Genomic DNA, 24,965 nt, shown 5'->3' on the forward strand with positions numbered 1-24,965 from the left:
CGTGGTGCGCTCCCGAGGTATCCCCTCAAATTCTTCGGAAAATTGCAGGGAGACGGGGCGGAAAATCTTCGAGTACTCCCCGCCTCCCCGCCTCCCTGTTCAATTTCTTCGCTGACAATGGCCGCAGAATGCGGGGATCCCTCGGGGTGCGCTCCCGTCAGGGACCTGGCAGCGCGGCGCCGCCTCGACCTCGTCAGGGATCGAGACGTGCTCGATTCTGTTGTTCTTTCAAAATTGCGACAAGTGACGAGAAATGAGCCCTGGTGCGCGGCTCGACCAGAAGCATCGACAAATGGACGCCTTCCGGTGATTGGTTGGAGGCTGGAGCCGACACCAGGAGCAGCGGTGCCTGCTCGACGTCGCCGCCGCGCTGCTTCGCTTCGTTGTGCTCCCGTTCGTGGGCCCTCCCGGGCGGCGTCCTGTGTGCACGAGCTCAAGCCTCTTCGTGACTGGAGAAAACCCATGTTCCTAGATTCGATCGATCGAGCCTCCGCCGTGCGGATGGCTTCCCGGGTGGCCTGGATCGCGCTGCTCACCGCCGCCTGCAACGGCGATCCGGAGGCGCCCGGGGGCAGCGGCGGCGGCGGGGCTGGCGGCGCCGGCGGGAGCGGGCTGCCCGGAGCGAGCAGCTCGAGCGCGGTCGCGAGCAGCACCGCGTCGTCGTCGTCGTCGGGCGCCGGCGGCGCGGGAACCGGCGGCGAAGCGACCGCGGGAGCGGGGGGCTCGGCGGGATCGGCCGGCGACGCCGGCGGGGGCGGCGCCGGGTCGGGCGGCATGGCGCCGCTGCCGGAGGACATCACGATCTGGATCGCGGGAGACTCCACGGTCGCCAACGGGCAGACCCCCTGCCCGTCGGGCTGGGGTGGTCAGTTCGACGCGCTCTTCGACGAGCGCGTCACCGTCGTGAACAGCGCCGTCGGCGGCCGCAGCGTGCGCACGTGGCTCCACGAGGTGCAGACCACCATGGACAGCACCGGAGAGTGCGAGCTCAACCGCGACGCGAGCGGCGAGCCGGTGCTGCAGGACAGGTGGGTTCAGATGCTCGACGGCATGAAGCGGGGCGATTACCTGTTCATCCAGTTCGGCATCAACGACGGCTCGCGCACGTGCGACCGGCACGTGGGGCTCGACGCCTTCAAGAGCAGCTACGGGATGATGGCCCTCGCGGCACAGGAGCGGGGCGCCCAGCCCGTGTTCGTGACGCCCGTGAGCGCGATCTCCTGTAGCGGCAGCACGGCCCGGGGGACCCGGGGCGGCTACGTGACCGCGACCCACGAGGCGGGCGCGGAGTACGGCGTGCCCGTGATCGATCTACACGAGCTCAGCGTCGCGCTGTACAACACCCTCGGCTTCTGTCCGGTCCCCGGGGGCGACGTGAGCGCGACGACCGGCGGGCCGGTCGGCGAGTTCTTCTGCGACGATCACACGCACTTCGCGCGCTCGGGCGCGGCGCAGATCGCCGAGCTCATGGCCGGGGCCATTCGCGATCAGGCGCTCGGCCTGGCCGCGTACCTCGAGTGAGGCCGCGCCCGCGCGGCGCCCTCAGAAGCCCAGGTCTGCGCGGATGGCGACCACGATCTTGCAGTGGTTCACGAGATCGTCCGTCGTCTTGACCTCGGTCGTGTAATTGAGGCCGTACGGCCAGAAATGCTGGTTGTCCGCGTGCACGACGTCGCTCTCGTTCCCCGTGATCGCCCTGAGCTGGCTCGTCGCCTCCGAGCCCGTGAAGACGCCGTCCACCACCAGCGCCCCGAACTCCCTGCTGCCGACCCCCAGGGTGTGAGAGATCTCGTGCATCGCGGTGATGTAGTTCATGGAGCTGCGCGCGCCGAACCGGATGGATCCGTTGACGTTGCCGTCCGCCGTCGCGACGGAAGGCTCGTAGGACACCCTCAGGCTCTTGTCGATGCTCGTGTAGCAGTTGTAGTGCGACAACGCCTCATCCATGGCGCTCGTGATCATCTCGTAGGCAGACTGTTGATCCGCCGTCGGCGCGGGCGCCATCGCGAGGGTGTAGGTGATCCCGCCCATCCCCACGCAGCCGGTCCCGCCGCCGCCCGCGCCAGCGCCGCCTGTCCCCGCGCCAGCGCCGCCTGTCCCCGCGCCAGCGCCGCCTGTCCCCGCGCCAGCGCCGCCTGTCCCCGCGCCACCCGAGCCGCCTGTCCCCGCGCCACCGCTCCCCTCGGCGCTGCCTGCCGCCCCGCCATCCCCACCGGCGCTGCTGCTGGCCGAGGTCTGTCCGCCGACGGCCGCCGCGCCGCCGCTCCCGCTGGCGACGCTGCTGCCGCCGGCGTCCGCAGGGCTGTCCTCCGATCCCGTGCACGCGGCCGGGCCAGCCGCCGCGAACGCGAGCAAAACGATGTTCGTCGCCAGGAACCTCAGCATGCTTCGTACTCCTTCCAGGGAACCTTACCCGTCTACACGCACGAGCAACGTCACGCGATAGCGCCGGCGGCCGGAGAGGGCGAAACACGCTTCGAGGGAAGAAAAATGCAGTGCAATCGACAACGAGGGATGAACCATGAGAATTAGCTTTGACCATGCCCTGGGTACGCTGCTGTCGCTCGGTCTCGCCAGCTGCGCCGCAGCAGACGAGCCCTCCGTCGAGGTGGACTCCCTCGGCGGCGCGTTGAGCGTCGTCAGGTTCGAGGTCGAGGACCAATCCTGGTCCACCTCTCCAGGCGACAGGGTGGAGGACAACGCGGACAACGTGAAGCTCCGCGCCAACCAGGTCGGCGACAGCTTCAAGTTCTCCGCGTCGGTCGCGCCCGGCACGTACAGGGTCGTCCTCCGCCACGCCACGCGGAACGCGTATGGCCAGTACGAGCTGAAGGCGGGCGGCTCCCCGGTGGCGACCTTCGACGCCTACGGCCCGACCACGGGCGATCGCTGGACGACGGCGACGCTCGGCGAGAAGCCGCTCTCCGGGAGCGTCGAGCTCGCGCTGCAGTGCAAGGGAAAGAACGCCTCCGCGTCGGGCTATGACCTGAAGATAGACTACATCGAGCTCGTGCCGGTGGAGGGCGGCGGGTCGAGCGGCGGCGGCTCCGGCGGCGGCGGCTCCGGCGGCGGGTCGAGCGGCGGCGGCTCCGGGGACCGCTGCGACGTCGGCGTGTTCGACCCGAGCGACCCGCCGAGGGCGCTGAACGTCGCCGGCAACCTCGGCACCCACGACCCCGCCATCATCGCCCAGGAGGGTACGTTCTATATCCAGCAGACCGGCCCGCGGCTCCCCGGCAAGCGCTCGACGGATCTGCTCAACTGGAGCGGTGCCTCGAGCGCCTTCGGCGCGACGAACCCTGCGTGGGTCGCGCGGCAAGTCCCGGGCGCGACGGACCTGTGGGCGCCGGATCTCTCGTATTTCGGCGGCAAGTACCACCTGTATTACTCGGCCTCGACGTTCGGGAGCCAGAGCTCGTGCATCGGCCACGCCACCCGGGCCTCGATGACGTCCGGCAGCTGGGCCGATCAGGGATCGGTGATCTGCTCTGTCCGGGGCGACAGGTACAACGCGATCGATCCCAATGTCATCGTCGATCAGGCGGGCACGCCGTGGCTCGTGTTCGGCAGCTTCTGGGACGGCATCCGGGCCGTCCAGCTCGATCAGAACGGCGCCCGGGTGGGCACGCAGGTGCACGCGCTCGCCTCGCGCGGCGGCGGCGCGATCGAGGCGCCGTTCGTGGTCCGGCGGTGCGGGTATTACTATCTCTTCGTCTCGTTCGACAGGTGCTGCAGCGGCACGGAGAGCACCTACAACATCCGGGTCGGGCGCTCCGCGAACGTGCTCGGGCCGTACGTCGACAGGAACGGCACGCCGATGCTGAACGGCGGCGGCACCGTCGTCGTGCAGGGCGACGGGCGCTGGCGCGGCCCGGGCCACAACGCGGTGCTGTTCGACGGCAAGTCGGCCTACAACGTCTACCACGCCTACGACGCCAACGAGAGCGGGGCACCCAAGCTCCGTGTCTCGGAGCTCGCCTGGGACGACGCGGGGTGGCCGATCTCCGGCGGCCCCTGAGGCGCCTACTCCTTGGCCGGCGACGTCACCTCGGTGGTCCGGCCCAGGGCCTCGGCGATCTCGGGCAGGATGCCGAGCCGCACGTAGATCGGCCGGGTGAGCCGCCGCAGCTCCGGCAGCTTGCGCACGAACAGGCCGACCGCGGCGAGCGTCGCGACGCCGCCCCACAGCACCGTCGCGGGCGCGCCGATGCGGCCGCCCAGCCAGCCGGCGATGAGGCTGCCGAACGGGGCCATGCCGAAGAAGGCCATCGTGTAAAAGCTCATCACGCGGCCGCGCTTGTCCTCGTCCACGATCGTCTGGAGGAGGGTGTTGCTCGCCGCCATCTGCACCATCATCCCGCCGCCGGTGACCATCATGAGCGGCACCGACAGCCACACCGAGCGCGAGAGCGAGAACCCGATGAGGCCCGCGCCGAACAGCGCGCCGGCGACCCACAGCGCGCGCCCGAGCCCGAGGACCGTCCGCCGCGAGGCGAGCCAGAGCGCCCCGGTGACAGCGCCGACGCCCGACGCCGCCATGAGCAGCCCGAGCGTGTGCGCGCCGCCGTGCAGCACCTCGCCCGCGAACACGGGCATCAGCACCGTGTAGGGCATGCCAGTGAGGCTCACCAGGGCGAGCAGCAGCAGGATCGCGCGGATGGGGCCGAACGAGGAGACGTAGCGGAACCCCTCGCGCAGGTCGGCGAGGACGTCGCCGCGCTTCTGCTCGCGCCGCTCCGGGCGGGCGATGCGCATCGCGAGGAGCGAGGCGATCACGGCGATATAGCTGATGGCGTCGATGGCGAAACACCAGCCCTCGCCCACGGCGGCGATGAGCACGCCGGCGACCGAGGGGCCGATCAGCCGCGCGCCGTTGACCATCGAGGAGTTCAGCGCGATGGCGTTGGAGAGGTCCTCGCGCGCCTCGACCATCTGGACGACGAACGCCTGCCGCGCCGGCGTGTCGAAGGCGTTGATCACCCCCTGGAACGCGGCCAGGAAGAGGATGTGCCAGACGGTGATGGTGCCCGTGAGCGCGAAGGCGGCGAGCAGCCCCGATTGCACCATCGCCAGCACCTGCGTGACGACGAGGACGCGGTGGCGATCCCAGCGGTCGACGAGCACGCCGGCGATGGGGGCGATGAGGAACGTCGGTATCTGGCCGGCGAAGCCGACGAAGCCGAGGAGCAGGGCGGAGCCCGTCAGACGGTAGACGAGCCAGCTCGTGGCGACGCGCGTGAGCCAGGTGCCGATGAGCGACGTGCCCTGGCCGAAGAAGAAGAGGCGGTAGTTGGGGTGCCGGAACGCGCGCCCCATCGCGGCGAGCGTCGAGCCTCCTCGATCCGTGCGGGCCGGCGGCGTCACGGGGCGTGAGCCTAGCACCACCGCGCGCTGCGCACCGGCCCGCCTCGCCGCCATGGCCAATGGCGCCGACCGGGCGCGAGCGCGCGCCGGTGTTTCTTCACCAGGCGCGCGGGAACGGGGCGCCCCTCGGCGGACGTCGGCGGCTCCACACCTTATATGAGCTAGCGTGAGCAGCGAGGTCGGCCGTGGACAGGCTGTGATGAAGAGGTCAGCGGCCGCCCCCTGCGAGCGCTCCATCGACCAGGCGAGCCGGCCGGCGCCGCGCACAGCTCCTCCCGGGTCACGCCCGCTCGCCCGGCCACGCCGCGCCGCCCGGCGGAGGGACGGACGATGAGCCGCACCGGCATCGCGTCGGGCTCCTTGTTCCAGGGGCGCTACGAGATCGTCTCGGTGCTGCGGGAGAGCGGCTTCGCCGATGTCTACCAGGGGCGGCAGCTCGCCACCGGGCAGGCGGTGGCCATCAAGGTCATGCACCCGGTGCGCGGCGGCAAGCCCGCCGACGTCGCCCGGCGCTGCGCCCGGTTCCACCAGGAGACGCGGTTCTGCGCGCAGCTCCACCACCCCAACATCGTCCGGCTCATCGACGCCGGACAGACGGACGAGGGCACCCTCTACACCATCTTCGAGTTCGTGCCTGGCCAGAACCTGGCAGAGGTGCTGGCCGCGGAGATCGCCCTCGAGCCGCGCGAGGCGCGGCACCTGATGCTCCAGGTCCTCGACGCCCTCGGCTGCGCCCACGCGCAGAACGTCGTCCACCGCGACCTCAAGCCGAGCAACATCATGATCGTCTCCACCGGCGCGCGGCGGAACGCGCTGGTGCTCGACTTCGGCATCGGCGCGCTCATCACCGGGGCCATGGAGGGCGTCGACGCGAAGCTCACCCCGAGCAACGAGATCCTGTGTACGCCCGCCTATGCGGCGCCGGAGCAGCTCCTCGGGGAGCCGGTGAGCGTGCGCTCGGACCTGTACGCGTGGGGGCTCGTCTTCCTGGAGTGCCTCACCGGGCGGCCGTCGATCGAGGGCAGGTCGCTGCAAGAGGTGCTGTTCCGACAGGCGAGCTCCGAGCCGATCGCGATCCCCCGGGCGCTGCTCGGGCACCCGCTCGGCACGCTCCTGCGGCGCGCGACCCGCAAGGACGTGGCCGAGCGCGTCGCCACCGCCTCCGGCCTGCTGCGCGAGCTCGAGGCCTGCGACGTCGAGGGGCTGACCCGCGAGGACTTCGGCGAGACAGCGCGAGAGCTGGGCCCGCCGCGGGGCCGCGAGCGGGCCGCGGCGGGCGAGGGCCCGTGGCGCTACAGCGCGAGCGAGACGGCGCCGCTCGACCGGAGCCCGCGGGAGACCGGGGCGGCGCCCGGGGGCTCCACGGGAGCCTCCACGCTGCCCTCTCCAGCCACCCCCGCCTCGACGGAGCGGCCCACTTCACCGGAGGCGGCGCGCCCCGACGGCGCGAGCGCGGCGGGCCTCGACGGCGAGCGGCGACCCCTCACCGTCGTCTGCTGCGCCTTCACGGCGTCCGGCCCCTCGCTGAAGAACACCGACGTCGAGGAGATCGATGATCTGCTCGGCGACCAGCAGGACGTGTGCGCCGAGATCGCCCGCCGCCACCGCGGGCGCTTCGCCGGCGCGCTGGGCGATCAGATCCTGCTGCACTTCGGCTATCCGTCCGCGCAGGAGGACGACGCCCGGCGCGCCGCCCGCGCTGCGCTGGAGATCGTGGCGGATGTCCGCGCGCGCAGCGCGCGCCTGCAGGCGACGCGGGGCGTCTCGCTCGAGGTCCGCATCGGGCTCCACGCCGGCCTGGTGATCGCTGGCCAGTCCCAGCGCTACACGCAGCACCTCGGCACGACACCGCAGATCGCCGCCCGGCTGAGCGCGCTCGCGGCCCCGGGCACGGTCGTCGTCAGCGACGACGCGTTCAGGCTGCTCCGGGGCCGGTTCATGTTCGAGCAGGAGACGTCGCGCGACCTCTCGTATGCGGACCGGCCGATCGCGATCTACCGCATGGGGCAGGAGATCCCCCCCGCGACCCAGGACTGGAGCACCGCCGGCCACGACACGGAGCCGCTGATCGGCCGGAGCCAGGAGCTCGACTTGCTGCTCCAGCGCTGGAGCCAGGTCGGGCAGGGCATCGGGCAGAGCATCCTCGTCACCGGCGGCCCCGGGATCGGCAAGTCGCGCCTCACCTGGGAGCTCGCCCGCCGGCTCCAGGGCGAGTGGCACAGCTGCCTCGAGTGCCGCTGCACCCCCGACCGGCGCAGCAGCGCGCTCCACCCGATGATCGAGCTGCTCGATCGGCTGATCGACCCCGGCCGGGACGACGCGCCGGAGCGCCGGCTCGCCCGGCTCGAGGCGCTCCTCTCGCGCCGCGGCTTCGACCTCGAGGAGACCGTGCCGCTGCTCGCGGCGCTGCTGTCGATCCCCCTGGACGGGCGCTACGCCGCCCCTGTGGACCCGCCGCCGCGGCAGAAAGAGCGGACGCTCAACGCGCTCGTGACGATGCTCTTCGACATGGCCGAGGAGCGCCCCGTCCTGTTCATGGTCGAGGACCTGCAATGGGCCGACCCGACGAGCCTGGAGTGGCTCGGCATGATGATCGGCGATTTCCCCTCGGCGCGGATCATGGCGCTCTTCACCGCGCGGCCGGAGTTCTCGCCGCCCTGGTCGACCTCAGGCATGCTCCAGATCCAGCTCGGCCGCCTGGATCGCTCGCACGTCGAGCACATGGTCGCGCGCCTCGCCGGCGGCCGCTCCCTGCCCGAGCCCTTGCTGGCGCAGGTGGTCGACAGGACCGACGGCGTCCCCCTCTTCGTCGAGGAGCTGACGCGGATGGTGCTCGAGTCCGGGGCGCTCGTGGAAGAGGGGGACCACTACGCGCTCTCCGCGCCGATCTCGGCGCTCGCGATCCCCACGACGCTGCGAGGCCTGCTGATGGGGCGCCTCGACCGGCTCGGCAGGGCCAAGGAGACGGCCCGCGTCGCCGCGGCGCTCGGCCGGGAGTTCAGCCAGGAGGTGCTCAGCGCCGTGTCCACGCTCGACGGGGAGCTGGTCCAGGAGGACCTCGATCGGCTGATGGCCGCGGATCTCATCCACAGGAAGCGCCGGCTGAACAACCCGACGTACCAGTTCAAGCACGTGCTCATCCGGGACGCGGCCTACGAGTCGCTCTCGAAGCGGAGCCGGCGGCAGGTGCACGCCAGGATCGCCAGGGCGCTCGAGGCGCGCTTTCCCGAGATCGTCGCGGCGCGGCCCGACCTGCTCGCGCACCACCACGCCGCCGCCGAGCAGAAGCAACAGGCGATCGTCTACGCGGAGGCCGCGGCGGAGCGCGCGCTGAAGCGGCCGGCGAACGCCGACGACACGGAGGCCGTCGTCCACGTGACGCAGGCGCTCGGCTGGCTCCCGGCGATCCCGGACGGCCGGGATCGCGCGCTCGCCGAGCTGCGCCTGAACAGCCTGCTGATCCGCGCGCTCCTGGACCGCCGCGGGTACATGCCCCGCGAGCTCGAGGCGTCGGTCCAGCGCTGCCAGGAGCTGAGCGATGAGCTCGGGGACAGCCCGATGACCGCGCCGACGCTGTGGGCGATGTTCATGTACCACCACATGCGGAGCCACCGCCGCGAGTCGCGGGCGCTGGCGGAGCGGCTCCTCGGCACCGCCGCGCGGTCGCAGGATACTGGCCAGCTGGTGTCGTCGATGCTGCTGCTGGGACAGTGCATGTGGCATGAGGGAAAGCTCGCGGAGGCGCGCCGGCAGTTCGACGGCGTCGTCGCGCTCTACGACCCTCCGGCACATCGGGAGCACGCCTTCGTTTATGGCATCGATACCAAGGTCTGTGCCCGGTACACGCTCGCGCAGGTGCTCTACCTGATGGGCTGCCCGGCGCAGGCGTTCGCCCACGGGCAGGCCGCGGTCGCGTGGGCGCGCGATCTCGACCACCCGAACAGCCTCGGGATGGCGCTGCTCTACCTGGCCGGCGTCTATCACTACGGCCAGGAACGGGAGAAGGCCGCCGCGACGACCGAATCCCTCCTCCAGCTGACGGAACATCACCACCTCTGGTTCAAGGAGCACTGCTGGGCCATGCGCTGCTGGGCAGAGCACGACCTCGATCAGCTGAGGCGGCACATCGGGACGGTCCGGGACGCCGGCCAGCAGCTCGGCCTGCCTTACTGGCTCTCCCTCGTCGCAGAGCTCGAGGCCGAGCGCGGGCAGCACGAAGCCGCGGTCGAGCAGCTCGCGGACTGCCTGCGGCTCGCCGCGGAGTCAGGCGACGTCTACTACGTCCCGGAGCTCTACCGCCTGAAAGCGCTGTCTCTTCGCGCCTTCGGCGCCGACGCGGAGCAGGAGAGCGAGCAGTGCTTGCAGCGGTCGATCGCGGTGGCGCGCGAGCAGGGCGCGCTGATGCTCGAGCTACGCTCGACCCTGGCGCTCTGCCGCATGCTCGTGCGGCAGGACAGGCGCGACGAGGCGCGCCCCCTGCTCGGGGAGATCAGCGGCTGGGCTGTCGAGGATGCCGATCTGCCCGATCTCGCCGAGGCGCGAGCGCTGTTTCAGGAGGTGATCGGCTGAGCTGCTGCGGCGCGATCTCGATCGCTCCCGGTGACGCGCGGAGGGCTCGACGGCACACGGCGGCGGCTCCATGCGATCTGCATCTCGTGATGCGCCTCTGTCATCGACAATGGAGAGGGCATCGACATGGAGAGAGCCATGTTTTTCCGTGAGTCATCGAAGTACAGGTCCGGGACGTCGGATACCAACAGCACCCCCGCGCAGCTCGATAGCGGACTCGAAACCGGTCCCTCGCGAGAGGGAGCCGCGATGGATGACGGCCTCCTGGAGCTGGAAACAGCGTGGCTGCGCGCCGTCGCGCTCAGCTGGGAAGACCCGGCGCAGCTCGAGCGCTTGAAGCGGGATCCGCGGGAGTTCTTGAGTACCCAGTGCGGCTATGCGCTGCCGCCGGGGATCGAGCTCACCGTCCGCGACGCCTGGGACCCGGGCTCGCCGAGCGGCGGCGAGTGGCGCTTCTGCGAGCAGCGCAAGGGCTGGGACCTGTCGCCGAGCGCCATCACGCTCTATGTCCCACCGCCGCCGGCGCTGGAAGATCAGCCCGTCGCGCTGGCGGAGCTCTCGGGCGACATGCTGCCGCCCCTCTGTGTCTGCTGAGTCATCCCTCGACCCCGTAGAAGCGCGCGGCGTTGTCCCAGAGGATCTTGCGGAGGGCCTCGCCGGGGAGCCTGCCGCGGAGCGCGAGGGCCCGCTCCACCATGCCCGCGTCGTGGTCGATGTGGGGGAAGTCCGTCCCGAAGATCGCGTTGCCCTCCCCGAGCCACGGGATCGCCTGCTCCAGGTGCGGCTCGTCGGGCTCGATCTCGACGAAGCACTGGCGGCGGAAATACGCGGAGGGCTCGCGGCGGACGTGCGGCGCGACCTCCTCGGCCAGGCTGCGGTACTCGATCTCGTCGAGCCGCCAGAGCCAGTAAGGCAGCCACCCGCAGCCGGCCTCGAGAAAGGCCACCCGCAGGCCGGGGTGGCGCTCGAGCACGCCGCCCTCGATCAGGGCGAGCAGCGCCATCATCTGCTCCATCGGGTGCGAGCAAGCGTGCAGGGCGAAGCGGCTGTGGAAGCGATCCGCGCCGGCCGCCGGCAGCGACGCGTGCGCGCCCTCGTGGATGGCGACCGCGATGGAGCGCCGCGCGCACTCGGCCCAGAACGCCTCGTACGCGGGGTCGCCCAGCGTCCGGCCCGCGACGGGGTTCGGCCGGAGCACGACGGCGCGGAAGCCGAGCGCCGCCGCCCGCGCGAGCTCTGGCACCATCTGCGCCGGATCGTGGGGGCTCATCAACGCCACCCCCCGGAGGCGCCGGGGCTCGTGATCGCAGAAGCCCCGCAACCAGGTATTGTAGGCCCTGGCAAACGCGACCGCGAGCGCCGGATCCAGCGGGGCCATGCCGAGGAGCATCAGCGCGATCGTCGGATACAGGAAGGCCACGTCGATGCCCTCGCGGTCCATGTCCGCGATGTGCGCCTGGGGCAGCTCGAGCGGGCCGAGCCGCGCGAGCCACGCGGACCGCCGGCGGCCGGCCGAGGCGACCGCGCGCCACGCCCGCGCGCTCATGCGGTGGTGGATCGGCCGCCCGTCCATCATCGGCCGCGGCGGGAGCGGGATCAGGCCCTCCGGTCCGGCGTACGCCACGCGGTCGGCCAGGGGCTCGCCCTCGCCGGCATACGCGAGGTACGGCGCGTGAGCGCGGAGCTCCGGCTCGAGGTGGGCCTTCCACAGATCGAGCGGCTCGATCACGTGACGATCCGCGTCGAGGATTCGATAGCCGTCGCGCATGGGAGGTCTCCTCGGCCAGACGTGGGCCAGATGTGGACTAGACGTGGAGCGGCACCGGGTTCAGGTCCTCTTCCCGAGTCGCGTGCTCGAGCCACCCGAGGCGGACCGGGACGTCGTAGAGGCGCCCCGGCCCGAAGCGTGGCCAGAAGTGCCGCAGCCCGGGCACCGCCACCTTCACGGCGCACAGGCCCGTATCCGGCCGCGTCTGGTCGAGCACCACCGTCTCCAGGCCGGCGCGCGCGGCGCGCTCCACGCAGTCGATCACGTCGTCGCGCAGGTCGTCGCGCCGGACGCCGGGGTAGTCGCCGAGCGTCCGCGCCGGCGCCGCCTCGTCGGGGAGCAGGTAGGCCTCGCCGGCGAGGGACGCGCGGTCCCAGGCGCTGGGCGGCGCGAGGCCGCGCGGGTCGAAGAGCTGGTTGAGCTCGGTCAGCGCCCGCTGCACCCCGAGGCGCGCCTCGAGGTGGCAGCCGAAGCCGAGCGTGAGCCGGCCGGAGCCCGCCGCCCGCGCCAGGGCCACGAACGCAGGGATGCCGAGATCGCTCGTGACGTCGAGCACCCAGAGGCGCTGGCCGAGCTCTCGGTAGTGCCCTTCGAGCGCGTCGAAGTACGGCTCTCCGAAGCTCCTCAGATCGACAGCGGGCCGGCGCGCACGGTTGTACCACCAGAGCGCGACCGCATCCCGCTCCACGAGCTCCAGGAAGCCTTGCAGGATCGCCTCCTCGATGCAGTTGCCGGCCGCGTGCCCGTTCGGGTTGAACGAACAGGGCTGCGCGCCGGACGCCGCCGGCAGGTGGAGATAGCAGGCCGCGGCCGGGAGGTAGCGCCGCCTCCCGTGGGTCAGCGACCACGCAGGGGCCCAGTCGATGGCCGCGCTCGGGTCGTACGGCGGCGAGACGGCCAGCCGGGCGTCGCGCGGCGGGGCGCCGCCCGCCTCCGCCGCGCGGCGCTGCGCCTCGCTGAAGTGCTGCAGGGCGTCCGGGGGGATGCCGTCCCCTTCCAGCTCGGAAAGGCGCGCGCGGCGGAGGGGCACGTCGCCGTGGTAGGTCGCGCAGTAGCGCTCGATGGCCTCGCACAGCGCGCTCGCCCGGGCCTGGACGACGGTGCGGCCCTTGCCGCTGCTCATGCGGTGGAAGTCGCCGAAAGCGGGAGAGTCGCCGGCGGGGCAGGCGCGGTGGATGGCCCCGTGGACCGGCCGGAGCGGGTGATCGCGCCCCTCCAGAGGACCGACGCTCGCGACGAGGCCGGTCAACGGGCTCACCTGGCGGAGGACGCGCGCGAGGGTCTCCTCGGGCGGGACGGCGCGGTGGCCGCCGTCGTCCGTGAAGCGCTTCGGACGGGGCTCCAGGGCCACGGGCGCGAGCGCGCGCGCCCACGCGCCCTCCGGGTCGCCGCAGGCCGGGCACTGGGGCCGCCGCTCCACCGGGTGCTCCGCGAGCCGCATGCGATCGAGATCGAGGCTGTAGAGGCGATCGTCGAGCGGGCTGGCGCCCCCGGCGGCGAGCCAGCGCGAGAGCAGCACGGCGGCGAGCCCGAGCGCCGCGCGCCGGCCCGCGGGCAGGCCGACGAGCGGCGGCAGGAGCGGCTCGCGCCCGCCGCGCCGCCGCTCCAGGTACGCCTCGACCGGCCGGTTGTGCCGCACCCGGTGCGCGAGGCAGTCCCAGCACGGCCCCGCGCCGGGGCGGAACATCGGCCCCATCCAGGGCTCGACCCCGCCGGGCTTGACCGGCACCCAGCGGAGCGCCTCCCGGAGCGCGCGCCGGTTCCACGCGTCGAGCTCGGGGTCGAGGTAATCGCCGGTCAAAAGGACCACGATCGCGGCCTCCGGCTGCACAGCGACGCCCGCTTCCGCGAGGGCGCTGGCGAGCGCCTCCGGGTCCTCGCCCCCCGCCGCCCGCAAGGCGACGGGCGTCGACGCGAGCCGCTCCGCGGCGCGGGAAGCGTCCACGCCGAGCGCCTGCCAGAAGCCCGCGACCTCCGGCGCTGGCGCGGCGTCGGCGAGATAGCCCCGCTCCTCCAGCCGCCTCAGGGCGTGGTGGACCTCGGCGGCGGAGACCTCGCCGTCGAGCGCGGCGATGAGCTCGCCCGCGGTCCGCCGCCCATCGAGGAGCGGCCCGAGGAGGCGATAGACGCGGCCGCGGAGCATGAGTCGCTCGCGCTCGCCGATCAGGAACAAAGTCTCCTTGTCACCGCCGGGCTCGACGCGCAGGTGGTGCTTGAATTGCAAGGCGCGCTGCATGAGCGACATGAACACCGGACCCTGGTGAACCACCTGGTGCGTCGCGGCTTGCAAGAGACGCCCGTGCCGGTGCGCAATTCAGCGTCAGCGAGCGCCTGCCTGCGCGGACGGGCGGGCTGGCCGCATGCGCCCGCGCAGGCTCGCGGGCGCGAGCGGCACGGGTGCACGGCGGACAGAGCGCCGGGCGAGGTCTTGTTGAGAGGGGGTTAGCAGCGTGGCAGTCATTCGCGAGAGGGACAGCGGCCTGGAAACGACGCCGCTGTCGAGCAGCTTCATCGATGCAATCCAGCGTGTCAGGCAGGACGACCGACGCGTCGCCCTGCTCGTCTACCACCGCGACGGCGCCGAGCGCGTCGTGCTGAGCCCGAGCGCTCCGGTCGTCATCGGCCGCGCGCCGCCATCGCAGGTCCAGATCCGCGACGTCAGCCTCTCGCGCGAGCACGCCCGCTTCACCCAGTCCGGCGACGCCGTCGTCATCGAGGACCTGCACTCGACCAACGGCACATGGATCGGCGGGGCGCGCGTCGCGCGCGGCGAGGTGAAGCCGGGCGACGAGGTGCTCCTCGGCAAGGTGGTGGTCGCCGTCCGCTCGATCACGGCGGCCGAGAGCGAGCTGCCTGGCCTGCTGAGCCACGAGCAGCTCCGCGTCGCCCTCGAGGAGGAGGTGAAGCGCGCGCGGTACTTCGGGCAGCGGTTCGCCGTCGTCATGGCCCGATCCGCCCGCCCGCAGGGCGCCCACGTGAGCCACCTGTTCCTGCGCGTGCGGGCGCTGCTGCGGCCCGTGGACCGGATCGCGCTCTACAGCTCGGACGTGGTGGCGGCGCTGCTCCTCGAGGCAGGGGCCGACAAGGCGCTCGACGTGGTGCGCGCGCTCGCCGAGCCGCCCGCGGGTGGCGCGCCGGTCGTGCTCTCGGGCTTCGCGACGTTCCCCGAGGCGGGGACGGTGGCGGAGGAGCTGCTCGATCGGTGCTGGAGCGCGGTGCGCAGCGCGACGGTGGAGCAGCCGGTGCGGTCGGCGCCGGTCGGGACGTGGAAGAGCAACCCGGGCCCCGGGCACGCCGATCCTGTCGCCGTGAGCCCCGCGATGCTCCGCGTCCTCGAGATGGTCAAGCGGGTCTCGCGGTCGTCGATCCCGGTCCTCTTGCTGGGCGAGACGGGGACGGGCAAGGAGGTCGTGGCGCGCGCGATCCACGATCGCGGCCCGCGGAGCGGGCGGCCGATGGTGTGCGTCAACTGCGGGGCGATCCCGCAGCAGCTCGTCGAGAGCACGCTCTTCGGCCACGAGCGCGGCGCGTTCACCGGCGCGTGGCAGCAGCAGCGGGGGGTGTTCGAGGCGGCGGACGGGGGGACGGTGTTCCTCGACGAGATCGGCGAGCTGCCGGCCGCGGCGCAGGCCGCGCTCCTGCGCGTCCTCGAGACCCGGCAGGTGACCCGCGTCGGCTCGAACAGGCCGGTCGACGTCGACGCGCGCGTCATCGCGGCGACCCACCGCGACATCGAGGCCATGTGCGCCTCCGGCGCGTTCCGCACCGATCTGCTCTACCGCCTGAACGCGATGACGATGACGATCCCTCCGCTCCGGGCGCGCCCGGAGGACATCGAGCCGATCGCGCTCCGCTTCCTCGAGCAGGCGAACCAGGCGAACGGCCGCGCCATCCGCGGCTTCGACGCTGACTCGCTCGCGCGGCTACGGGCGTACTCCTGGCCGGGGAACGCGCGGGAGCTGCGGAACGCGATCGAGCGGGCCGTGGTCATCGCCGAGGGCGAGTGGATCGCGGCGGAGGATCTGCCCGAGCGCGCCCGGGCGGCGCCCCCGGCCGCGCCGGCGCTGGAGCGCGATCTGCCCTACGATGGCGTCGAGCTCACGAACGCCCCGCCCGACGTGGACTTCCTGAAGGCGCGGCTGCAGCGCTGCGAGGCCGACCTGATCGTCCAGGCGCTCCGCAAGGCGGGGGGGAACCAGACGGAGGCGGCGCGCGCGCTCGGGATGCCGCTGCGCACGCTGGTCTACAAGCTCAAGGCGCTCGGGATCAAGCGGCCCGGGTACGCGCCGCCCGGAGACGCGTAGCGCGCGGGCAGCGCGGGCAGCGCGGGCTGGCCGCGCTGCCTTGCGCGGGCGCCTCGCGCGCCGTCGCGCCGGCTCGAGGCTCAAGGCAAGCGGGCGGTGACGCGGCGAACGCTCGCGGATGTCGCTGGACGTGGAGGGAATGCAGGGCGCCGGACGGCGCCCGCGGGCGCTCCCGGGGGATCGGGAGCCTGGCAGCCCCTCGACGGGCTCTACGGCGTCGAGGAGCGCGCGGCGCGGGCCTGACTGGCAGGCGCGGGCTCGAGGGGGAGCTCGACGAGGAACGTCGCGCCGCAGCCCGGCGAGCTCTCCACGCCGATGTAGCCGCCGTGGGAGCGCGCGATCTCGCGCGCGAGGTAGAGCCCGAGGCCGAGGCCGCCGAAGTGCTCCACGTCGCCCACGCGCTCGAAGCACTCGAAGATGCGCTCCTGGTCCTGCTCCGCGATGCCCGTGCCTCGATCGCGGACGAGCAGCCGCGCGCCGCCGGCGCAGGCCTTCACCTCGAGGAAGATCGGCTGCCCCTGGCCGAACATGAGGGCGTTCTTGATCAGGTGGAACACGAGGCGACCGATCTGCTCGCGGTCCCAGCAGCCGATGGTGCCATCCGGCGCGTCGACCGAGATCGTGGCGGAAGGGGCGCGGAGCTCCACGGCGAGGCCGGCGACCACCTCCCGGACGAGCGCCCCGAGATCGACGCGCTGGCGTTCGGGCGCGAGCTCGCCCGAGCGGAGCCTCATCGCCTGGAGCATGTCATCGCAGAGCCGGGTGAGCCTGTTGATCTGCCGGCCGACGACCTCGAGCGAGTCGCCCCACGTCGGCGGCTCCTCCGCGCGCCGTGCGTTCATTCGCCTCATCCTCTGCACCTGGAGCGCGAGCGAGGTCAGCGGCGTCTTGAGCTCGTGCGATGCGAGCGTCAGGAACTCGTCCCGGAGAGCGGCGCCTCTGTCGTCGTCGGGGGCGCGAGCGGGCCGGCGTGCGTCGGGGGTCCCAGCGAGCTGAGCGTTCATTGCGGGCATGATGAGGATCCCGTGGTGGAGTGGGTGACCGTTCGTTGCTCGTCCAAAGCATCGGCGATGCCACCCGCCCGCGCTCGCGCCGGAGCGCGATTCGCCCCGGAATTTGCGTGTGATCCGGCCTGCCGAGGGCGGGTTTATCCTCGCGCGCGGCGGGCGCTTTGCTCGGCAACGCAAAAGCACGGATGCGGTGTCCGGGAGGGGCGAAGCCAGGCTCGCCCGCTGGCCTGGTTCAACGCAAGTGGGATGGATGGGCCGCGTCGGCCTCACGAGCCCGCGCTCTCGCTTCGGTGCTGGCCGCGGCGACGGAGCCTACGCGGGGCGCGTCTGCTGCAATGCGTAGCGGATGCCGCTCTGGAGCGTGCCAGACGTCACGATCGACCCCAGATCGACGCCCAGATCCACGAGGGTCTGCGCCACCGACGGCTTGATCCCCGTCAGCACGACCTTCGCACCGACGAGGCCGACCGCCCGAGCGGCGCGGACGAGGGTATCCGCCACGCTCGAGTCGACGTCGCGTACGCCGGTGATGTCCAGGATCGCGACGGACGCCTGCCTCGCGACGACGCCGTCGAGGAGCGTCTCGAGCACCTGGTTCGCGCGGGTGCTATCGATGGTGCCGATGAGCGGCATGACGACGATCTTGTCGGCGATCGGGATGAGCGGGGTGCTGAGCTCACGCACGGCCGCCGCGTGCGCCTCTCTCTCCTCCGAGAGCTGCCGCGCGACGTGCTCCGACGTGACGTCCCAGAAGATACCCTGGATCCCCACGATCTCGCCGCGCAGGTCGCGCACCGGCGCCTTGATCACCTTGACGTAGATCATCTCTCCTGTCGCAGGCACCCTGTGCTCCTCGATCGTCTCGAAGGCCTGACCGGTCTTCAACAGATGGGCGTCATCCTGCCTGTACTTCTCGGCCAGCTCGCGCGGGTAGATGTCGAACGGTGTCTTTCCGCGGAGCTGCTCCATGGTCATCCCCACCGACGCCAGGAGCGCGCGGTTCGCGAAGACACTCCGCCCGTCCAGATCACTCCGGTAGATGCTTTGAGGGAGCAGGTCGAGGAGCGACAGATTCACGAGCTCGCGCTCGCGCCAGGCTTCCTCCGCGAGCTCCAGCTCGGCGACGCGTTGACGCAGACGGCTCAGCTCTTCTCGGTCATCCTGACCCTTCATGATTGGAATGCCCCCTCCCTACCCCTGCGTACCACGTACTGTCCACACCGGATCGAGGCGTAGCATGGGTGCGCCTCGCTCCACAACAAGCTCGCCCTGTGAGCCAGGAGAAGAACAGCCGTTCGATCACGGCCGTGTCGCCCCTTGCTGCGGAGGTCGCGTGGTCCGAGCCAGCCTGTACCCCTGCCGAGCGCGCCTGATGACGCAGGGGATCAAGGCTGGCGCCGTGTGCGTCAGCGTGCGATGCCATGCTCGGCAGGCCCTGTGAGCGTCGTTTGTAGAACAGAGGCGCGCCCGTGCTCACATCGCGGGACTCACATCGTTCGAGCGATCGGCGTCCGGAACCACGTGAGCAGCGGGTGGGACCGACCTCGCGAGACGACATTGGCTCGAAGGAGGGAGCGACGCGCGTGTTATTGCGCGCACAGGACACCACGTCTGCCATCCTCGGGATCTGAAGCGGGGCTCTCCGCCGACGAGCCGAGGCCCGCGCTGCCGAGCCCGCGTCAGCGCGTCCTGCGCCGCGCGGACAGCCGCAGCTGCGTCAGCGCGTGACGACGAACCCAAGCACCTCCACGCCAGCGCAGGCGTCGCCATCCCAGCCGAGCCGCGGATCCAGGCGCACCTCGCCCGGCGCGAGCGCGCCAGTCAGCGCGAGCAGCGCGCCGACCTCGACCCCCTCCAGCTCGGCGCCGGCGTCACCCGCGAACGGCGGGCAGAGCACGCGCCCCGCCGGCGCGAGCGCGAGCGCGGCGCGCGGCGGCTCGCCGAGCGCCGCGCCCAGCTCGGCGAGGTCGCGCCCGACAGCGGCGGGCGCCGTCGCCGCCGGCCAGATCCAGACCGCGATCCCCGGCAGGTCGGCGACGCACGCCGCCGCCGCGCGCTCGGGCGGGAGCGCGATCCCGCGCGCCCCGAGCCGCGGGGCCGCCACCGCGGCGACGATGAGCCCCGGCGGGGCCAGCGTCAGCGCCGCGAGGCGACCCAGGTTGCGGTGCGCCGCGGCCCTCCGGGCGGCGATCCCGGCGAGCTCGTCGGGCCGGTCGTAGACGAGCTCGACCTCGCGCTGCACCGCGACGTGGGGCGCTGTCTGCGCCGCCGCCGCGAGCGCCCGCTCGCGCGTCTCCCCGTCCGGCGCCGGCGCTCCGCGCTCCGTCTCCGCGCGGGGCACCCCCTCGTCGATCTCCAGCCGCTCGCGGAGGAGCTGGGCCACCCGCGCGGGCAGGCCCAGCGAGCCGAGCGCCCACGCCGCGGAGAACCAGTCGCCCGGCGCGTGCCCCGAGAGAAGCTCCCCGGGCGCGAGCGCCTCGGCCGACGCGCGATCCCAGGCGGCGAGCGCCGCCCCGAGCGGATGCCCCAGGTCGCGGAAGATCTCCCCCGCCTCGTCGAGCGCCGCCGCGGCGCCGGGGTCGCCGAGGTCCCGCCGCGCGCGCCCGATCGCCCGCGCCGCGTAGGCGATCCAGGTCCGGAGCGGCGGCGCCGCGCGCGCGGCCACGTCGCGGGCGGACGTCGCGAGCGCGACGGCGTCGTCGGCGCGGCCCAGCTCCAGCGCCAGATCCGAGAGGAACGTGAGCGCCCGCGCGCGGCCGAACGCGTCGCCGAGGCGCGCGCAGAGCCACTCCTGCCGCTGCAGCGGGGCGCGGGCGCGCTCGAGGGCGCCGAGGCCGAGCGCCGCCGCGCCGAGCTGGCCGCAGGCGATCGCCTCGCCCACGGCGTCACCCCGGCGGCGGTGGAGCTCGGCCGCGTGCTCCAGCAGCGCCTCCGCCGCGCCGTGGGCCCCGAGGGTCACGTAGAGCGTGCCGAGCGAGTTCAGGATCTGCGCCCGCTCGTCGAGGAACGGCTCCGACCGGCGCAGCGCCGACAGCAGCGTGCGCTGGGCGGCCGCGGCGTCGCCGAGGAGCCGCTCGGCCGCGCCGCGGTAGTGGCCGGCGACGACGGCGGCGCGGCGGCCGGGATCGCCCGCGGCCGCGATGGCGTCGAGCTCCGCGGCGGCGCCGGCGCAGGCCGATCGCCCGTCGCGGCGCAGGCGCGCGAGCGCCGCCTCGCACCGGGCGAGCTCCCGGCCCTCGACCTCGCCTTCGCGGCCGAACGCGGCGGCGGCCCCGTCGAGGTGCAGGACCGCGGCGTCCAGCGCGCCCTCGCGCAGCGCGAGCGCGCCGCGCGCGAACCCGAGCGCCGCCGCGAGGAGCGCCCCGCCGGGGACCGGCGCGCCTCCCGTCCCCGCGTCTCCCGTCCCGGGTTCGCCGCCGCCGGGGACCGGCGCGCCTCCCGTCCCCGCGTCTCCCGTCCCGGGTTCGCCGCCGCCGGGCACCGGCGCGCCGCCCGCCCCGGGCTCGCCGCCGGCGGGACCGAGCAGCGCCTCGACGCGCTCGATCTCGGCGCGGACCTCGCCGGCCGGCGCGCTGCGGAGCAGCCGCGGCAGCGGCGACACGCGATCGAACGGCTCAAGCGGGAGCACGGCGCTCCTCCGGCTCCTCCGCGGCGGCGCTCCCCTCCGCGCGCCTCCCGGCCCCGCGCGCGAGCTCGTGCAGCGCCGCCTTCACCGCCTCGATCGAGAGCTCCGGCCTGGCCGCGCGGATCCGCGCCACGTGCGCGGTCACGTGGGGCGCCGCGAACGACGTGCCGGTCCAGCGCTGCTCGCCGCCGCCGGGCGCGGGCGCGAGCACCTCGTCGCCTGGCGCGAGGATCTCGTGGTCGAGCGTGAGCTCGCTCCGGAGCGCCTCCGGGTCCTGGAACGGTCCTCGGCCGACGCCGATCAGCGACTTGAAGCGCCCTGGATACGTTCGGAACGACGCCGCGTTGGGGCCGGCGGCCACGAGCACGACCTGCGCTGTGTAGGCGGCGTCGGCGACCTCGTAGAGCTCGACCAGGGAGCGGTGGTCGCCGGGGCGGAGCGGCGCGCCCCTCGGGATGTCGATGCCGAGGCTCAGGTTGACCACGGAGAACCGCTCGCGGACGCAGAACTGCAGCGCCGCGATGAGCCCGTCGCGCGAGCATCGCCCGTCGTCGCCGAGGGCGCGGACGCTCGTGATCTCGGCCCCGGGCGCCATGCGGTGGACGATGCCGGCGCACGCGGTCCCGTGCCCGCTGACGTCTCCTGGCGCGCACGGCGCGACCTCGTGCGCGCCGCCGCGCCGGACCAGCGCCACGTGGCGCAGCGCCGCCGCCCGCAGCGCGGGGTGCGAGGCGTCGACGCCGGAGTCGACCAGCGCGACCCGCACGCCCGCGCCGTGACGCACGCCCCTGAGCTCGCCGCTGGCGCCACCGAGCTCGCCCCCGCGGAGCTCGCCGCCCGTTCCTGCCGGAGAGACCGCGATCACGCCGCGCTCCCCTCCCCCGGCGCGCCGCTCGCGTAGGCGTCGATCCGCGCGAGCAGGTCGAGCGCCAGGCGGGCCTCGGCCTCGCCGCGCTCGGCGAGCCGCCCCACCACGGCGGCGAGCTCCAGGCGCCGGCGGTACTCGGGGGTCAGGCGGAGCGCGTGGATGTGCCGCTCCAGCGCGGCGCGGAGCGACGTCGGCGGCGCGACCGCCCCTTCCGGCTCCGGCTGACCCGCGCCCGTCGCCGCCTGACCTGGCGCCGGCGCGAGCAGGTCCGGCATCGCGCGCGCGAAGAGCTCGAAGACGACCCGCTCGGTGCGGAACGACTCCACGGTGAGCGCGAGGACCTCGGCGAGCCGCTCGGCCATATCGAGCTCCCGCCCCCCGAGCGGCGCGTCGCGGGAGAAGAGCGCGGCGCCGCCCACGGTCGCCGCGCCCACGCGGATCGGCACGAAGATCGCGGCCGCCGGCGCCGCGGCCAGGAGCGGCCGGAGCGGCGCGATCATCGGGTCGCTGTCGGACAGCGCCACCGCGTGCCCGCCGCCGCCGCCGAGCAGGTACGCGAACGGGGTGCCGCTCGGCGGGAACTCCGCGCCCGACGCGCGGAAGCCGCCCGCGTCCGCGACGACGGGGACCGTGAGCCGCCCGAGCGCCTCCATCTCGAGCGCGACGAGCGCCTCTGCGCAAGGCACCGCGAGGCAGGCGAAGCGCAGGTGCTCGCCGAGCCCGCGCACGCGCGCCTCGACCGCGCCGAGGAGCGCCGCCGACTCCACGGTCGAGAGCAGATCGCGCAGGCGCGCGGTGAAGGGCGCGAGCGGCGACCGCAGCGCGTGCGGGTAGGGCGAGAGGGCCCGCGCCGGGGCGGGCGGAGCGCCCGTCGCGGAGCGATCGGCGAGCGGCATGGGGCGGCGATGCTACCCCCGGAAGCCGCCGGAGCGAACCGCCATCACGTCCGCGCCGGACGCGCCGCACACGCTCCCGCCCACGAGGTTCCGGTTGACGTGCTCCGCGCCTCTCCTAGCATGGAAGGGCATGCGGCGATCCAGCTGCCCATCGCACCGTCCGCAGCGATCGCCCGCGCCCGCGGCGCACGCGTCGCGGCTCATCAGACCTCTCGCTCCGGCGCAGGTGCGATGAGCCCGCCTGCGAGCGAGCAGCGGCGCCGCCTCGCCGTCGTGCTGTGGGGTGTCCTCGGCGTCGTGGCCGTCCTCGTCGAGGCCATCTATCGGCTCGGGGCGACGGCGGCTCGCATCCTCACGACTCATGCGCTCACGACGGGCCAGCTCATCTTGCTTGTCGCGTGGACGGTCGTGATCGCCTATTTCGAGGGCTACCGCGGCTTTCAGCGGCGCTTCTCGCCGCGGGTCGTCGCGCGCGCGCTCCACCTCGCGGAGCGCCGGCGGCCGCTCCACGTCGCGCTGGCGCCGCTCTACTGCATGGCGCTCTTCCACGCGACGCGCCGCCGGCTGATCGCGACGTGGGCGCTCATCGCGGGCATCGTGGCGCTCATCCTCCTCGTGCGGCAGATGTCCCCGCCCTACCGCGCCATCGTCGACACCGGCGTCGCCTTCGCGCTCGCCTGGGGGACCGTGGCCATCCTCGTCGATATGGTGAGGGGGCTCGCTGGCCGCCCGCTCGGCATCGCGCCGGACGTCCCGGAAGAGGCGCCCCGGCCCGAGGTCAGCGCGGAGCAGCTCGCCCGCCAGGCCGTGCAGGCGGGCGGCCCCTACGACACGTGAGCCCGCCGGAGCGCGCGAAGAGCTCCCGAGATCTCCGAGCTCCACGCGAGCGGGCGACTCCAGCAGAGGAGCTCGGACGGGCGAGCGGGCTATTCCGGCGATGCCTCGGGATATGCCCTGAGCTGAACAGCGCTGCTGTCTCACCTGTGACCTTCTGGTCATCGTCTCTGGCGCTGTCATTCAGAGCAACACTCGATTTGTAAACACATCTCCGTATCTCGCGTGTGGCGCGATGCCTCGTGAGGCCGGCGCGCGCGTCGGCGCGATCACGCTCCGCGCGGCGCCCCGCGCCCGTGACCGCCTCTGGCCCGGGCCGTGCTTTGCCTGGGAGCGCTCGCAGAGAGCACGTCAGCGAGGGGACCGACTGCGCTCCGCGGAGCGCGCACCGGGGGATTGTGCAGAACTCGAGCAGCAGACAGGGACCGCCCGGCGGGAACGCAGAGACCGTCGACGAGCTCATCGTGCCTGTGGTCGCGCAGGAGCTCGAGGTGACGAAGCGCACGATCGAGTCTGGTCGTGTCCGCATCACCAAGCAGGTCCACGAGCGGGTCGAGGCGGTCGCGGAGCCGCTCGAGCGCGAGCGCGTCTTCGTGGAGCGCGTCGCCATCAATCAGGTGGTGACGGAGCCGCCCGCGACCCGGCAGGAGGGCGACACCCTGATCGTGCCGGTCGTCGAGGAGGTGCTCGTCGTCGAGAAGCGCCTGGTGTTGAAGGAGGAGCTCCACATCACCCGGGTCCGCTCCGTCGAGATGAGCCCGCCGGAGCACGTGACGCTCCGGAGCGAGGACGTGCGGGTCGAGCGCGTACCCCCGCGCGGACGTGACGGAGGCTGAGGCGCCTCCGAGGGGCCCGGGAATCCAGGGTCCCGATCAGCAAACCCCACCTCGCGCGCCGCGCGAGGGAGTGAAAACGCCCTGAGGGGCCACAACGATGGAGGTCACATCATGAACAACACCGATCGTTCCATTTCGCCGTCCCAGCGTGCTCAACAGCTGAGCAAGTCCCAGCAGACGACCAGGACCGCGACCGAGAAGACGACGAAGACCGAGGAGCTCCGGGCCGATGTCCTGCAGGAGCAGGTCGCCGTCCCCGTGATCGAGGAGGAGCTGCAAGTCGGCAAGCGCGAGGTGAACCGCGGCGGCGTGCGCGTATCGAGCCGCCTCGTCGAGCAGCCGGTCGAGGAGTCGGTGATGCTGCGCGAGGAGCACGTCCACGTCGAGCGGCACCCGGTCGATCGGCCGCTCCAGCCGGCCGCGCTCGACACCTTCCAGGCCGGCACGGTGGAGCTCGTCGAGACCGACGAGGAGGCCGTCGTCGCCAAGAAGGCGCGCGTCATCGAGGAGGTCGTCGTCAGCAAGGCGGTGACCCAGCGGGCCGAGCAGATCCGGGAGACGCTGCGCCACACCGAGGTGCATGTCGAGCCGATCAGCGCTGTCGAGCGCACGAACGGGATGAGGGGGTACGAGCAGTACGACGCTGACTTCCGGAAGCACTACGAGGCCGGCGCCTACTCCACGCACGGCTATGCCTACGATCAGGTCGCCCCGGCGTACCTGTTCGGCTACCAGCTCGGGACGTCCCAGAACTTCAAGGGACACGACTGGACGAGCATCGAGCCCGAAGCGGGCAAGGCGTGGGAAGACCGCAACCCCGGCACGTGGGAGCACATGAAGGCCGCGGTGCGCCACGCCTGGGACAAGGTCTCGGGCAAGGCGTAGTTCCGC

General features: G+C 73.1%; 17 protein-coding genes. 8 read left to right on the plus strand and 9 right to left on the minus strand.

The features are described from left to right. The first annotated feature begins 462 nt into the window (after nucleotides 1-462). Complete coding sequence (locus WME89_RS33435) at nucleotides 463-1,521, plus strand: GDSL-type esterase/lipase family protein (RefSeq protein WP_438003711.1); 1,059 nt, start codon at nucleotides 463-465, stop codon at nucleotides 1,519-1,521. A gap of 21 nt (nucleotides 1,522-1,542) precedes the next feature. Here the strand turns inward: WME89_RS33435 and WME89_RS33440 are convergent, their stop codons facing one another. Further along, nucleotides 1,543-2,385: a hypothetical protein gene (locus tag WME89_RS33440; protein ID WP_438003712.1), complete on the minus strand. Its 843-nt coding sequence runs from the start codon at nucleotides 2,383-2,385 to the stop codon at nucleotides 1,543-1,545. A gap of 136 nt (nucleotides 2,386-2,521) precedes the next feature. Between WME89_RS33440 and WME89_RS33445 the strand changes: the two genes are divergently transcribed. After that, nucleotides 2,522-4,018: an arabinan endo-1,5-alpha-L-arabinosidase gene (locus tag WME89_RS33445; RefSeq protein ID WP_438003713.1), complete on the plus strand. Its 1,497-nt coding sequence runs from the start codon at nucleotides 2,522-2,524 to the stop codon at nucleotides 4,016-4,018. A 5-nt stretch (nucleotides 4,019-4,023) separates the two neighbouring features. Here WME89_RS33445 and WME89_RS33450 read toward each other — a convergent pair whose 3' ends face one another. Then, complete coding sequence (locus WME89_RS33450) at nucleotides 4,024-5,364, minus strand: MFS transporter (RefSeq protein WP_438003714.1); 1,341 nt, start codon at nucleotides 5,362-5,364, stop codon at nucleotides 4,024-4,026. A 330-nt stretch (nucleotides 5,365-5,694) separates the two neighbouring features. Here WME89_RS33450 and WME89_RS33455 point away from each other — a divergent pair, with 330 nt between their 5' ends. Further along, nucleotides 5,695-9,933 carry a TOMM system kinase/cyclase fusion protein gene (locus WME89_RS33455; protein WP_438003715.1) on the plus strand — a complete coding sequence of 1,413 codons (4,239 nt, stop codon included), beginning with the start codon at nucleotides 5,695-5,697 and terminating at the stop codon, nucleotides 9,931-9,933. 249 nt (nucleotides 9,934-10,182) lie between these two features. After that, nucleotides 10,183-10,527, plus strand: coding sequence for a BMA_0021/BMA_0022 family TOMM bacteriocin (locus tag WME89_RS33460; protein WP_438003716.1), 345 nt, complete (start codon nucleotides 10,183-10,185; stop codon nucleotides 10,525-10,527). Between the two features lies 1 nt (nucleotide 10,528). Here the strand turns inward: WME89_RS33460 and WME89_RS33465 are convergent, their stop codons facing one another. Continuing rightward, nucleotides 10,529-11,701 (minus strand): amidohydrolase family protein, encoded by a 1,173-nt coding sequence (locus tag WME89_RS33465; RefSeq protein WP_438003717.1) that lies wholly within the window; start codon nucleotides 11,699-11,701, stop codon nucleotides 10,529-10,531. Between the two features lie 37 nt (nucleotides 11,702-11,738). Beyond that, the gene (locus tag WME89_RS33470; RefSeq protein WP_438003718.1) at nucleotides 11,739-13,991 is read right to left on the minus strand and encodes a TOMM precursor leader peptide-binding protein; all 2,253 of its coding nucleotides are present in this window, start codon (nucleotides 13,989-13,991) and stop codon (nucleotides 11,739-11,741) included. Nucleotides 13,992-14,151: 160 nt separating this feature from the next. On the opposite strand from WME89_RS33470, the gene WME89_RS33475 reads away from it, so the two are divergent. Then, nucleotides 14,152-16,005, plus strand: coding sequence for a sigma 54-interacting transcriptional regulator (locus tag WME89_RS33475; protein ID WP_438003719.1), 1,854 nt, complete (start codon nucleotides 14,152-14,154; stop codon nucleotides 16,003-16,005). Between the two features lie 209 nt (nucleotides 16,006-16,214). On the opposite strand, the gene WME89_RS33480 is transcribed toward WME89_RS33475, so the two are convergent. The 5 genes from WME89_RS33480 to WME89_RS33500 form a co-directional block, all read right to left on the minus strand. After that, the gene (locus WME89_RS33480; protein ID WP_438003720.1) at nucleotides 16,215-17,018 is read right to left on the minus strand and encodes a sensor histidine kinase; all 804 of its coding nucleotides are present in this window, start codon (nucleotides 17,016-17,018) and stop codon (nucleotides 16,215-16,217) included. Nucleotides 17,019-17,327: 309 nt separating this feature from the next. Next, entirely contained in the window at nucleotides 17,328-18,188 is an 861-nt protein-coding gene (locus tag WME89_RS33485) for a PAS domain-containing protein (RefSeq protein ID WP_438003721.1), read from the minus strand. Between the two features lie 544 nt (nucleotides 18,189-18,732). Further along, nucleotides 18,733-20,643, minus strand: coding sequence for a hypothetical protein (locus WME89_RS33490; protein WP_438003722.1), 1,911 nt, complete (start codon nucleotides 20,641-20,643; stop codon nucleotides 18,733-18,735). After that, the gene (locus tag WME89_RS33495; protein ID WP_438003723.1) at nucleotides 20,630-21,505 is read right to left on the minus strand and encodes a S8 family peptidase; all 876 of its coding nucleotides are present in this window, start codon (nucleotides 21,503-21,505) and stop codon (nucleotides 20,630-20,632) included. The genes WME89_RS33490 and WME89_RS33495 overlap by 14 nt, the downstream gene beginning before the upstream one ends. Continuing rightward, nucleotides 21,502-22,404, minus strand: coding sequence for a hypothetical protein (locus WME89_RS33500; RefSeq protein WP_438003724.1), 903 nt, complete (start codon nucleotides 22,402-22,404; stop codon nucleotides 21,502-21,504). Before WME89_RS33500 ends, WME89_RS33495 begins: the two co-directional genes overlap by 4 nt. A 231-nt stretch (nucleotides 22,405-22,635) precedes the next feature. Here WME89_RS33500 and WME89_RS33505 point away from each other — a divergent pair, with 231 nt between their 5' ends. The 3 genes from WME89_RS33505 (at nucleotide 22,636) to WME89_RS33515 (ending at nucleotide 24,959) form a co-directional block, all read left to right on the plus strand. After that, the gene (locus tag WME89_RS33505) at nucleotides 22,636-23,241 is read left to right on the plus strand and encodes a hypothetical protein (RefSeq protein ID WP_438003725.1); all 606 of its coding nucleotides are present in this window, start codon (nucleotides 22,636-22,638) and stop codon (nucleotides 23,239-23,241) included. A gap of 461 nt (nucleotides 23,242-23,702) precedes the next feature. Then, nucleotides 23,703-24,074, plus strand: coding sequence for a DUF2382 domain-containing protein (locus WME89_RS33510; RefSeq protein WP_438003726.1), 372 nt, complete (start codon nucleotides 23,703-23,705; stop codon nucleotides 24,072-24,074). Nucleotides 24,075-24,185: 111 nt separating this feature from the next. After that, the gene (locus WME89_RS33515; protein ID WP_438003727.1) at nucleotides 24,186-24,959 is read left to right on the plus strand and encodes a YsnF/AvaK domain-containing protein; all 774 of its coding nucleotides are present in this window, start codon (nucleotides 24,186-24,188) and stop codon (nucleotides 24,957-24,959) included. Nucleotides 24,960-24,965: the final 6 nt, after the last annotated feature.

This window comes from Sorangium sp. So ce321 (assembly GCF_051530195.1).
Lineage (GTDB): Bacteria > Myxococcota_A > Polyangia > Polyangiales > Polyangiaceae > Sorangium.

Bases quoted from the DNA above. Each gene is read 5' to 3' on its own strand.
- WME89_RS33435 (WP_438003711.1), top strand. From the start codon at position 463: ATGTTCCTAGATTCGATCGATCGAGCCTCCGCCGTGCGGATGGCTTCC.
- WME89_RS33440 (WP_438003712.1), bottom strand. From the start codon at position 2,385: ATGCTGAGGTTCCTGGCGACGAACATCGTTTTGCTCGCGTTCGCGGCG.
- WME89_RS33445 (WP_438003713.1), top strand. From the start codon at position 2,522: ATGAGAATTAGCTTTGACCATGCCCTGGGTACGCTGCTGTCGCTCGGT.
- WME89_RS33455 (WP_438003715.1), top strand. From the start codon at position 5,695: ATGAGCCGCACCGGCATCGCGTCGGGCTCCTTGTTCCAGGGGCGCTAC.
- WME89_RS33460 (WP_438003716.1), top strand. From the start codon at position 10,183: ATGGATGACGGCCTCCTGGAGCTGGAAACAGCGTGGCTGCGCGCCGTC.
- WME89_RS33465 (WP_438003717.1), bottom strand. From the start codon at position 11,701: ATGCGCGACGGCTATCGAATCCTCGACGCGGATCGTCACGTGATCGAG.
- WME89_RS33480 (WP_438003720.1), bottom strand. From the start codon at position 17,018: ATGCCCGCAATGAACGCTCAGCTCGCTGGGACCCCCGACGCACGCCGG.
- WME89_RS33485 (WP_438003721.1), bottom strand. From the start codon at position 18,188: ATGAAGGGTCAGGATGACCGAGAAGAGCTGAGCCGTCTGCGTCAACGC.
- WME89_RS33500 (WP_438003724.1), bottom strand. From the start codon at position 22,404: ATGCCGCTCGCCGATCGCTCCGCGACGGGCGCTCCGCCCGCCCCGGCG.
- WME89_RS33505 (WP_438003725.1), top strand. From the start codon at position 22,636: ATGAGCCCGCCTGCGAGCGAGCAGCGGCGCCGCCTCGCCGTCGTGCTG.
- WME89_RS33515 (WP_438003727.1), top strand. From the start codon at position 24,186: ATGAACAACACCGATCGTTCCATTTCGCCGTCCCAGCGTGCTCAACAG.